14 protein-coding genes, 1 tRNA gene and 1 pseudogene are annotated in these 11,281 nt (G+C 35.1%); 12 read left to right on the top strand and 4 right to left on the bottom strand.

All coding sequences use genetic code 11. The features are described 5' to 3' along the window. Positions 1–11: 11 nt before the first annotated feature. From AOG54_RS06445 to AOG54_RS06435, 3 genes are all read right to left on the bottom strand, one after another. Positions 12–84, bottom strand: a tRNA-Gly gene (locus AOG54_RS06445). Between the two features lie 45 nt (positions 85–129). Continuing rightward, complete coding sequence (locus tag AOG54_RS06440; RefSeq protein ID WP_048102153.1) at positions 130–795, bottom strand: hypothetical protein; 666 nt, start codon at positions 793–795, stop codon at positions 130–132. A 13-nt stretch (positions 796–808) separates the two neighbouring features. Further along, on the bottom strand, positions 809–1,456 hold the full coding sequence (locus AOG54_RS06435; RefSeq protein ID WP_048102152.1) for a triose-phosphate isomerase: 648 nt from the start codon (positions 1,454–1,456) through the stop codon (positions 809–811). A 57-nt stretch (positions 1,457–1,513) separates the two neighbouring features. Here AOG54_RS06435 and AOG54_RS06430 point away from each other — a divergent pair, with 57 nt between their 5' ends. Genes AOG54_RS06430 through aroF form a run of 9 tightly spaced genes read left to right on the top strand, consistent with a single transcriptional unit; the run spans position 1,514 to position 8,957 of the window. Then, positions 1,514–2,167 carry a class I SAM-dependent methyltransferase gene (locus tag AOG54_RS06430; protein WP_048102151.1) on the top strand — a complete coding sequence of 218 codons (654 nt, stop codon included), beginning with the start codon at positions 1,514–1,516 and terminating at the stop codon, positions 2,165–2,167. A gap of 59 nt (positions 2,168–2,226) precedes the next feature. Beyond that, a complete protein-coding gene (locus tag AOG54_RS06425) occupies positions 2,227–3,471 on the top strand; it encodes a TrpB-like pyridoxal phosphate-dependent enzyme (protein WP_048102150.1) in 1,245 nt (414 codons plus the stop codon). Positions 3,472–3,477: 6 nt separating this feature from the next. Next, positions 3,478–4,215 carry a tryptophan synthase subunit alpha gene (locus tag AOG54_RS06420; RefSeq protein ID WP_048102149.1) on the top strand — a complete coding sequence of 246 codons (738 nt, stop codon included), beginning with the start codon at positions 3,478–3,480 and terminating at the stop codon, positions 4,213–4,215. Then, entirely contained in the window at positions 4,205–5,185 is a 981-nt protein-coding gene (trpD, locus tag AOG54_RS06415; protein ID WP_048102148.1) for an anthranilate phosphoribosyltransferase, read from the top strand. Before AOG54_RS06420 ends, trpD begins: the two co-directional genes overlap by 11 nt. Further along, positions 5,182–5,778 carry a phosphoribosylanthranilate isomerase gene (locus AOG54_RS06410; protein ID WP_048102147.1) on the top strand — a complete coding sequence of 199 codons (597 nt, stop codon included), beginning with the start codon at positions 5,182–5,184 and terminating at the stop codon, positions 5,776–5,778. Before trpD ends, AOG54_RS06410 begins: the two co-directional genes overlap by 4 nt. Continuing rightward, a complete protein-coding gene (locus AOG54_RS06405) occupies positions 5,759–6,907 on the top strand; it encodes an anthranilate synthase component I (protein WP_048102201.1) in 1,149 nt (382 codons plus the stop codon). Before AOG54_RS06410 ends, AOG54_RS06405 begins: the two co-directional genes overlap by 20 nt. Further along, on the top strand, positions 6,885–7,448 hold the full coding sequence (locus AOG54_RS06400; RefSeq protein ID WP_048102146.1) for an anthranilate synthase component II: 564 nt from the start codon (positions 6,885–6,887) through the stop codon (positions 7,446–7,448). The genes AOG54_RS06405 and AOG54_RS06400 overlap by 23 nt, the downstream gene beginning before the upstream one ends. Beyond that, positions 7,445–8,182: an indole-3-glycerol-phosphate synthase gene (locus AOG54_RS06395; protein ID WP_048102145.1), complete on the top strand. Its 738-nt coding sequence runs from the start codon at positions 7,445–7,447 to the stop codon at positions 8,180–8,182. The genes AOG54_RS06400 and AOG54_RS06395 overlap by 4 nt, the downstream gene beginning before the upstream one ends. Next, entirely contained in the window at positions 8,175–8,957 is a 783-nt protein-coding gene (aroF, locus tag AOG54_RS06390; protein WP_052656839.1) for a 3-deoxy-7-phosphoheptulonate synthase, read from the top strand. Before AOG54_RS06395 ends, aroF begins: the two co-directional genes overlap by 8 nt. A 1-nt stretch (position 8,958) precedes the next feature. On the opposite strand, the gene AOG54_RS06385 is transcribed toward aroF, so the two are convergent. Continuing rightward, entirely contained in the window at positions 8,959–10,383 is a 1,425-nt protein-coding gene (locus tag AOG54_RS06385; RefSeq protein ID WP_048102144.1) for an RtcB family protein, read from the bottom strand. 71 nt (positions 10,384–10,454) lie between these two features. On the opposite strand from AOG54_RS06385, the gene AOG54_RS06380 reads away from it, so the two are divergent. The 3 genes and pseudogenes from AOG54_RS06380 to AOG54_RS06370 form a co-directional block, all read left to right on the top strand. After that, positions 10,455–10,694, top strand: coding sequence for a hypothetical protein (locus tag AOG54_RS06380; protein ID WP_048102143.1), 240 nt, complete (start codon positions 10,455–10,457; stop codon positions 10,692–10,694). 34 nt (positions 10,695–10,728) lie between these two features. Next, positions 10,729–11,052, top strand: a complete 324-nt coding sequence (locus AOG54_RS06375) for a transcriptional regulator (RefSeq protein WP_048102142.1) — start codon at positions 10,729–10,731, stop codon at positions 11,050–11,052. After that, positions 11,052–11,281: pseudogene (locus AOG54_RS06370) on the top strand (GNAT family N-acetyltransferase); the annotation flags it as partial. The gene AOG54_RS06375 and the pseudogene AOG54_RS06370, both read left to right, overlap by 1 nt.

Genomic DNA, 11,281 nt, shown 5'->3' with positions numbered 1-11,281 from the left:
TTTTATATTTATGCAGGTGCCGGGATTTGAACCCGGGTCGAAAGCTTGGAAGGCTTCCGTGCTACCAGGCTACACCACACCTGCGCAGTTTCATAATTACAATTAAGATTATTTATTTTTCTATTATTATCAGGTTATAAAGAATTTAAAGGTCTCACTGGTACTCTTGTATGAAGATTTTTCTGTAATATGAACATAATATGTGCTTTCAGGGCTTACAGAAGTTAAATTAAAGTATACCTCATTATGGGATTCAGTATATTTAACAGGCCTGGTTATTCCCGACGTGGTTTCATTTATATATATGGCGGTTATGGGATATTTGTAGTCTGTATGATACCTAAGGTGATCCGTTGTTTTACCATTAAATGGTATGTCATATTTTCCACTCACCTCTGTTAAATTTGTCCAGTGATTGTTATTTTCAAACTGCAAGTTTACTATTTCTGGGCCTGAAATTAGGTGCACTGGTGGATTTAATGCGATTATCCAGAATATAAACCATGTTATTATTAATTCACCGTACATATATATTTTATGTGAGGTCTGTTTTGGCAAACCTATTTTCAAAAATTTGATAATTCTGTTTAAAAAATATAAAATTGCTATTAGCAAAAGGACGCCAAGATACCAGAAACCGTATATTTCAAAAAATGCAGATAATATACCAACAACCAAACCTATTAAAAAGACAAATATAATGGCCTTTGCCCTTTCCCTTTCATATTTCAGGTAACCTTTTTTATCGAACGGTGGTTCAACGAAAATTGGTTCATCTTTCTTTGGATTTGCCATGACTTCACCAGTATTATAAATTGCCTAATGAAATTAACTTATTTATTGGTTTCGGATTTTTGATTATACCAGATGCAATTAAAACTCCATAAGCCCCAAGATTCATTGAGTTTTTTACATCCTCATATGTTTTAACACCAGCACCGACAAGGAGTTTAATATTCCTATCATTGCATATTTCGGATGCGTTTTTTATTATGCCAGGTTTGGCATTTGAAACAGAAATATCACCACCTATTAATTCCGGTGGCTCATATGCTATGTACTCGGGATCGTATTTTGAATACTCTCTAACCTCATCAAGGCTCTCCACACAAAGAACAATTTTGAAATCAAGCTTTTTTGATTTTTCTATTATTTTAATTATGTCTGATTTTGCCATTCGTCTCTCTGAATGGTTTAATAATGAGCCGTTTACGCCTATATCGATTAATGATTCCATTGAAATAGAACCTGTATAAGCGCCATAACCATTGGCATCAACTGTCTGAGAGAATATATTAAGGCTGGTAAATTCAGTCTTCAATCTTAAATCTATTGGGGACAGACAATAATAGATATTTTTATTTTTAAGTGTGTTAAAATCCTTTAATAGTTCCTCGCATGATTTACCAACAGCATTTTCGTAATGCTTAAAATTTACAAATATTTCTGGTTCCATGTATTGGTATATAATTATTGTAAATATAATAATATGCCTTATAATTATTGTTTAATAATGTACAACTTTGAAAATATTAGCATAAATTATGACAGGATTACAACCATTGAAACCCTGGGCATGGATATGTACTGGAGAAATGCTATGGTAAAAAAAATAAGGCTTCCAAAAAATTCATTCATACTCGACGCTGGGGCTGGTACGGGAAAATTAAGCAATGTTCTTACATCAAAATTTAGGGATGGCAGAATTTATTCCATTGATATAAGTCAAAAAATGCTAGACCAGATTAAAAATAAAAGGTTAATAAAATTACGGGCTGATGCTACTGAAACAGATTTTCCCGATAACTATTTTGATCTGGCCGCATCAGCATTTTTAATAAGGCCCCTTAATGATAAAATAAATAATTATTTTTATGAAACACACAGAATTTTAAAGAAACAGGGCTTTTTTATTATAATGGAAATATATGAGCCCGACAACCCATATTTCAGGTTTTTATTTGATTTTTATCTTCATAAAATACTAAGAAAGATTGGAGACGCATTAACAAAAACTGATGCATTCTCATATTTTTCAGAATCTATAAGAGAATTTTATTCACCAAATCAGGTGTCAGAATTACTCAAAAAACATGGATTTAGGATTATCAACATAAGGAGTTTTTTATCCGGGTCCATTGTAATACATACCAGCATCAAAATTTAAATATTTATACATAAATAATATTCAATAATGATTATATATTATGTATAAATATACCATTCATGATATCAGCAATTAATAGTGAGATAATACCAGAAAACTGGTACAATGTAATTCCGGACCTGCCAGAACCACTTCCGCCACCAAAGGATTCAAAGGCGGAATTTTCATCCATAAACCTGCTTAATAAAATACTGCCAAAGGAGGTTTTAAGGCAGGAATTTACATTTAAAAGATATGAAAAAATACCGGATGAGGTAATAGAACAGTACGAGCAAATAGGAAGGCCCACACCGTTAATAAGGGCAAAAAACCTGGAAAAGTATCTGGATTATGGCGGGAAGATATTTTACAAATTTGAGGGCGCCACGGCCACAGGTTCACATAAGATAAATACAGCCATTGCACAGGCATACTATGCAAAAAACGAGGGCGTTAATGGTGTAACAACAGAAACAGGTGCCGGGCAGTGGGGATCGGCAACAGCCCTGGCTGCATCATTATATAAGCTTCCAGCGCAGATATTTATGGTTAAGGTCAGCTTTATACAGAAGCCGCTTAGAAAAATAGTCATGAACCTTTATAACGGCAACGTTGTTCCAAGCCCCTCAAACCTGACCGAATACGGTAGAAAAATATTAAGTGAGAACCCTGACCATCCGGGAACCCTTGGAATAGGTATAAGTGAGGCTGTGGAATATGCCCTTGATCATGATTACAGATACATGGTCGCAAGTGTAATGAATAGTGCACTTACACACCAGAGCGTAATTGGGCTTGAAACCAAAAAACAGCTTGAACTTATTGGAGAGCATGCAGATGTTTTAATAGGATGCGTTGGTGGTGGCAGTAATTTTGGAGGTTTTACATTTCCATTTATACCCGACCATCCAGATACTGAGATAATTGCCACAACAGCAGATGAGGTCCCCAAATTTTCCAAGGGAGATTATAAATATGATCTGATGGACTCTGCCGGGGTTCTGCCTGAGGTTAGGATGTATTCACTTGGTGCAGATTTTGTTCCACCCACAATATATGCGGGTGGTTTAAGATACCATGGTGCATCACCCTCATTATCCCTTTTAATAAATAAGGGCAGAATTAAAAGTGATGAGGTAAATCAGGAAGAGGTAAAAAATGCCATAAGAACATTTGCGAATACGCAGGGAATAATAGCAGCACCGGAATCTGGTCACGCAATAGCAACAATGTTGAATTATGTAAAAGCTCATAAAAATGAGAAGAAAACAATAGTTGTGAATGTGAGCGGACACGGACTTTTGGATTTATCCATTTTCCAGTGAGGTAAAATGAAAAATCTAATACCATATTTCACACTTGGATATCCGGATAACAATACATTAAAAGATTTTTTAATGGCCATGCCAGTGAATAAAATAAACTATATTGAGTTTGGATTCCCATCAGACGACCCCAGATATGATGGGCCAACAATAAGGATAACACACAGGGTTGGAAATCAGAATTTCAATGATGGGTTTTATAAACCAATATTCCAGTATTTTAAAAGCAACGGTATTAAGATGTATTCACTATCATATTATTCTGATATAGGGCCAAAATTTGAGGATTTTATATCCTATTTAATATCAAGAGGTTTTTCCGGAATCATAATTCCAGACCTTATCATAGATTATTATTCAGAGGCCGAGGAGAAAATATCGTATTTAAATAATAAAAATTTTGAATACATACCCTTTTTTTCACCATCAACGCCCGATCATATAATTAAGAAAATAGCAGAAATGACAAGTTCATGGATTTATTATGGACTTCAGCCATCCACAGGTATAGATATACCATATGAAATAGATTATACAACAGAAAGGATAAATCAGCTTTTGCCCGGCAGAGAGATTACGTATGGCTTTGGAATAAAAACTGAGGAGGATATAAAACAGTTGATGAAAAACGGTGGATCTGGAGTTGCCATAGGAAGTTACATAGAAAAAATGCTGGAAAAGAATGATAAGAAGGGATTTTTAGATTATATAAATAAAATAAGGGGTGTACTGGATGATGAATGATGATTTTAATTTTGAAAATTATAAAAATCTAACATTTGATGAGGCAAGAGAACTGTTAATAAGGGCCCTAAACATGCCCGATGAATTCAAGGCGCAGTTTCTAACATTTATGCACAATAAGGGCGAAACTCCTGAGGAAATTTCAGGATTTGCAGATGCTCTAAGGTCTATGGCCAGAATAAATATCAAATACAGTAATTTAACAGATATAGTTGGTACAGGAGGCGATAAAAAAAATACCGTTAATGTAAGTACTGCTGCCAGTATTGTACTTGCATCGATCGGCATAAAAATAGCCAAGCATGGTAATTTTGGCGCCACAGGAAGCCACGGAAGTGCCGATCTTATGAAATATTTAGGTTATAAATTTAAAATGGATGAGAGTGAAATAATCAATAATCTTAATGCAAAAAATTATGTTTACATACTTGCACCGGAGTACAATGAGAACTTTGCAAAATTTGCCGCGGTGAGGAAAAGTCTTGGATTCAGGACTGTATTTAATATACTAGGACCCCTAACAAATCCCCTTAACCCACATAATCTGGTTTTAGGTGCATATGATGAGAAAATAGCAGATATGTATGCGAATGTAATTCTTCATGACCATAAGAAGGGGGTGGTTGTTTTTGGAATGGATGGAATGGATGAGATATCCCCATTTGATGATTCAATACTTTACATCATTGATGGGTATATAAAGTCATATAAAATAAGGCCCAGGAATTTTTTTGATATGGAAATAGCCTATGATGATATTATTTCAGTGGATCCGGAAAAAAGCTTTAGAATGGCAGTGGATGGCATGCTTGGTAAAAACAAAAAGGTGTCTGAATTTATAGCCATAAATGCTGCTCCTGCACTTATAGTAAATAATTATGCCGGTACCATGGATGAGGCATATTCAATTGTGCTTGATCATATCAGCTCTGGATCTGTAAAGAATAAAATAAAGGAGGTGTTTAATTGAAGGTAAAAATATGTGGAATTACAAATGTGCATGATGCTGAATACTCAATTAAAAAAGGGGCTGAATTTATAGGCGTCATTCTTGATTATTCTGTTAAAAGGCATGGTACAGAGGATCTAATAAAAGAGATTAAAAATATTAAGAAAACCGGCGTGGTTGGCGTTTATACATCAATGCCTGATGCAAATGAAATCAATGAGGATATTATACAGCTTCATTTTGATCACTCTCCGGGAGATGTTAAATATATAAAAAATGTTCTAAAAAAGAATGTAATTTCGGTAATAGACATTTCAAAAAATGATTATTTAGAAAGAATAGATGAATATAAAAAGGCAGGATCCGATTATATACTCTTAGAGGATAGATCAGGTATAGTAAATCGCATGGATGATCTAAGAAATATTGATCTTACAGGTATTGGACTTGCAGGGAAAATAAGCCCTGAAAATGTTTCTAATATTTTATCATTAAATCCGGAGTTTATAGATTTAAGCAGTTCGCTTGAAAGTGAAATAGGTAAAAAATCGGAAAAAAGGATAGATGAACTTTTCATAAAACTAGGTGAAAAAAATGCTCTTAAACAGTATTAAAAAATGTATTGATAAAAATTTTGCATACTTTGTTAGGTTTGATGCGGACAGAATAAATGGTACTGAATATTTATTTGTATCTAATAAGAATCCCATCATGATAAATGAAAATGCAATTGATAAGTTAAATTGCATTGATGAATATTTAAAAAATTCTTCCATGGTACCAATGTTTGTTACATATGATTTTGTTGATTCAATATATCCGGATATAGGGATTAAAAAATCATCATGGCCATCTGTGGCCATGCTTATCCCTGAAAAGGTTTATACAGGAAAAATTGTGAGAAATAACAGTACTAAAAAAATAAAAAATGAGAGCATAATGGATAATAATATGGAAAAAATTGTTTCTGAGATAATAAATAGAATAAAAAATGGTGAACTTCTGCAGATGGTAATATCAAAGAGATTTGATGTTGATGGTTTTAATGCGATCAGCCTGCTCAGGAATTTTCTGGAATATGATAAATCAATGTATGTTTATTACTACAAATTTGGTGATATGGAAATAATAGGTAGCTCACCGGAAAACCTGTTTACATTAAATGGAAATGAAATAATGATAGACCCAATTGCTGGAACAAGAAAAAGAGGTAATGACGAAATCGAGGATTTAAGACTTGAAAAAGAACTATTAAGTGATGAAAAGGAGCTTCTGGAGCACAGGATGCTTGTTGATCTGGCAAGGAATGATCTTGGAAAGATATGCATACCTGGTTCAGTAAGGGTGGTAAAATCCATGACCATAGAAAAATTTTCAACAGTACAGCACATAGTTAGCCAGGTTACCGGCAAATTAAAAACAGAAAAACTTGGTGATATACTTGGGGCAGTTTTTCCTGCAGGCACTGTAAGCGGAGCACCAAAGAAGCGTGCCATGCAGCTCATAAATTTATACGAGGAAAAGCCCAGAGGGCCTTATGCCGGTACACTTGGGATTGTCGGCAAGAATTATGCTGATATGGCACTCCTAATAAGGAGTTTATATAAAAATAAAGATGGTTCATATATACAGGCAGGTGCAGGTATTGTTAAGGATTCTATCCCAGAAAATGAAATTCATGAAATGTATTCCAAGGCATTAACTGTTATAGGTGGTTTATATGAAAAGGATATTAATAATTGATAATTACGATTCCTTTGTGTATAATATATACCAGTATGTTGCATCCATGGGGGTTGATGTAAAAATTTTGGAAAATGACATGATAAGCCCTGAAAAATCAGATTATGATGGCATAATAATATCCCCGGGCCCAGGCAATCCAAAAAATATAGAGGACCGTGGAAAACTGTACGAATTTATAGATAATAACAGGCATAAGAAATTCCTTGGAATATGCTTTGGGCATCAAACACTGGCGTATTATCTTGGTTCAGATATCAGGCTATCAAAAAGAATTATGCATGGGCAGATAGATGCCATTAAACACTCAGAAGGCATCATTTATAATGGTATACCAGAAACGTTTAATGCAATAAGGTATCATTCCCTAGTCGTTACTGAAAACAGCAACATTATAGTTGATGCGGTATCCATAACTGATGGCGAGATAATGGGTTTCCATTCACGCGATAACCACTTTTTTGGAGTCCAGTTCCATCCCGAGAGTTACTATACAAATGATGGATATAGGGTCTTAAAAAATTTTATTGATGCAGTATGATAGTGGATGATATTTACAGGGAGAATTACAGTAGAGAATTAATTATGGACAATAAACGCATTAGAAATACATTGAGCCTAAAGGATTCATTAAAAAGTTCTAAAATAAAACCAGGAATTATAGCTGAGTATAAAAGGAAATCACCATCAGGTTTCAACAATATTGTTAATAATGATATATTTAAATACTATAATAAGATTAAGGAAAGCGTTGCAGGATTCAGTATTTTAACGGAGCCCCATTATTTCAATGGGAATCAGTTAGATGCTGTATCCGTGCAATGCTATAGCAAACCAATATTAATTAAAGATTTCATATCTAGCACGGATATGATAAAATCATCCTACATGATCGGTGGAGATGTGTTCCTGCTGATAGCAGATTTCCTTGACTACAATAAAATAAGGGAATTTATAAGGTACGGGGCCTCATTAAATATGGAGGTGCTCCTTGAAATACATGATATGAAAAAAATTGGCAATATATACCCAGATGAAAATGTATTGCTTGGCTACAATAGAAGAAATCTTGAAACATTAAAAATAGAAGATGAATCAGAAAATGCATATGACTTCCTAAAAAAATTTGGTTTGCCACTGGTCCTTGAAAGCGGTATTTCCCTGGAAAATGTGGAGGCCCTGCCAATAAAGAAATATGACGGGCTTCTTATAGGAACAGCACTGCTTTCAGGTGAAGGTTTAATAAATAAAATAGCTAGTGGTAAAAATGATTGACATAAAAATAAATGACGAGTTGGAATTAACAGATGATAAATTCCTCATGATCGCCGGACCGTGTTCAGTGGAAAGTGAGGAGCAGATACTTGGCGTTGCCAGGGACCTCAAAAAAATCGGTGTGAATGTTCTCAGAGGGGGTACATTCAAGCCAAGAACGCAGCCGGAATCCTTCCAGGGACTTGGTGAGGAGGGATTGAAGCTTCTGGCAAGGGCAAGGGAGGAAACAGGCATGGCAATAATTACCGAGGTTATGGATGAGGAAAACCTGCCACTTGTTGAGGAATATGCAGATATAATACAGATAGGTTCCAGAAATTCACAGAATTTTTCTCTTCTTAAGGCAGTTAGTAAATATAATAAGCCAGTACTTCTTAAAAGAGGCTTCGGAAATACAATTGATGAGCTGATAGGGTCTTCAAAATACCTTGCACTTGGCGGTAATAAAAAAATAATGCTGGTTGAAAGAGGTATAAGGACATTCGAGACCTCCACAAGGTTTACACTTGATGTATCTGCAGTTCCGGTTCTGCATGAAAAAACAGAATACCCTGTTTTAATAGACCCAAGCCATCCGGCAGGCATAAACAGATACGTGGAACCACTGGCCATGGCGGGTACTGCGGCTGGTGCTGATGGGCTGATAATAGAGGTTCACCCAAATCCAAAGGAGGCTTTAAGTGATGCTGCACAGCAGCTAACAGTTCCAGAATTCATGGAACTTTATGATAAAATTAAAAGAATAACAGAAATTACGAGAAAAAATATAATATAAATTATCCTTTCATGACTGCAAGCGGCGTTAATTTCAGTACAGGCCTTGCGATGTTAGCCCCATTAACAACCTTTATAACCTCATCAATATCCTTATAGCTTTCTGGTGATTCCTCGGTTATAACCTTTTTTGTTGCTGCCCTTATATATATGCCCCTATCATTGAGTTCCCTTAGAACAGATTCCGGTGTGAATTTTTCATTGGATGCCTTTCTGCTTAAGACCCTTCCTGCACCATGGCATGAGCTTCCAAATGAATTTTTCATATTTTCCTGGGTACCAACAAGAACATAGGAGGCTGTGCCCATATCACCTGGAATTATAACAGGATATCCTGTACTTGAAAATTTTCCTTCTGCAACACCTGCCGGAAATGCCCTTGTGGCACCCTTCCTATGAACAAGCAGCTTCCTCTTGGTATTTTCTATAATATGATATTCCTGCTTTGCCATATTGTGTGCAAGGCTGTAGAGTATATCCATACCGAGTGATTCATAATCTCTTTTGAATGTTTCCTCAAAAACCTTTCTTATTTTATATGTAATTATCTGCCTGTTAACAAAGCTGAAATTGGCAGCTGCATTCATGGAGTTTATATAACGCTGCCCTATTTTTGATGATATGTACACTGATGTTAACTGTTTATCATTTTCATTTTTTATACCTTCCCCAGAATTCAAGATCTCAGTTATAAAATCAGTTGCCACCTGATGACCAAGTCCACGTGAACCTGTGTGTACCATAATGGTGACCTGATCGGGTTCCATGCCAAACATTTTGGATGTTTTATCATCCATAATTGAACTGACGCGCTGTATCTCAAGAAAATGATTTCCACCCCCGAGGGTACCAAGTTCATTAATACCGCGGGCCATTGCCTTTTCACTTACATAGGATGCATCACATTCAATTTTTCCGGATTCCTCAGTATTTAACATATCATTTTCTGTTGCATATCCATTTTCCAACGCCCAGTAAATGCCCTCAGAAAGTATATTGCTTAATGATTGCTGGTTCAATCTAAGGCTTGACTTATGATCTATCCCTGCAGGTATTGATTTATAAAGATTTTCAATAATATCAGCAATTTTATTTCTTACTTCCTGATATTTTAAATTTGTTTTAATTAGGGTTACCCCACAGTTTATATCATAACCGACGCCGCCGGGAGATACGATGCCGTTATCATAATCAAAGGCTGCAACCCCGCCTATCGGAAAGCCATAACCCATATGTATATCCGGCATGGCTATTGATGCCTTGACTATCCCGGGCAGCGATGCCACATTTCTAACCTGTTTTATTGGCTCATCATTTGTAAAATTTTTTAAAAGTGTATCATTTATATAAATTATACCAGGAACTTTCATACTTTGGTCCTCTGGCAGTTCGTAGGCGAATTCACTGATTTTTTTAAGATTAAACATACATGTGTATTTAATCATAAAAGATAATTCTTTAGAAAAAGTTAATAAAATAATAATGGGATACAGGTTAAATGTCAAAAACCTTTAATATAGATTCATTTAGCGATAGAAAGAAATTTGAGATAAAGCTGCAGATAGCACTGTTAAAAAACACATTAAAGATAAGAGAAAATTCAAATGACCCATCAAAATATGATGAATATATAAATGAAAGAATAGAAAAATTAAAGGAACTTCTGGGCACAACATCAAGATTTACAATAAAGGAAGACGATAAGATTCTGTATTCAATTGATAATGATAAAATTTAGATAATAATATATAAAGCCTTGTCATACATTAACCATGGAGGATTACTCTATTTTCAAGGAAATAAATGAAGACGCAGATACGCTTAACAGGCATGTTTTGATAATTAAAACATTGCTGCATGAGCAGCCTTTGGGGATAATTAAAATATCCCAGCAGACAGGCATACCAGAACATAAAATAAGATATTCATTAAGGATACTTGAACGTGATGGGATTATAGAGGCATCAAGGGAGGGGGCAATACTTACCTCAACGTTTCTCGACCGGCGTGATGAAATATTAAAATACGGCAGGGATGTTATAGATAAAATAGAATCTATATATAACGATATAAAAAATATTCTGGAGAGTAAATAATGATGTTATGGAAAAAATCCCAAAAGAATGATCTTGAGATTAGAAGGGCAACACCGGCAGATGCTCGTGGAATAATAAACTGCATGCAGAGCGTTATGGATGAAAAGGTATACCTTGTAAGCGAGTATTATCTTTTAACTGAAAGGGGGGAGCAGGAAAGGCTAAAAAATCCCGATGAGTTAACATTAATATGCCTCAATGGCTCAATGGTCATTGGTGTTTTAACATT

Origin of the sequence: Acidiplasma aeolicum, from assembly GCF_001402945.1 — an archaeon.
Classification (GTDB): Archaea; Thermoplasmatota; Thermoplasmata; order Thermoplasmatales; family Thermoplasmataceae; genus Acidiplasma; species Acidiplasma aeolicum.
The sequence above is the reverse complement of the archived record's forward strand: the minus strand, read 5'-3'. Positions and strand labels throughout refer to the sequence as shown.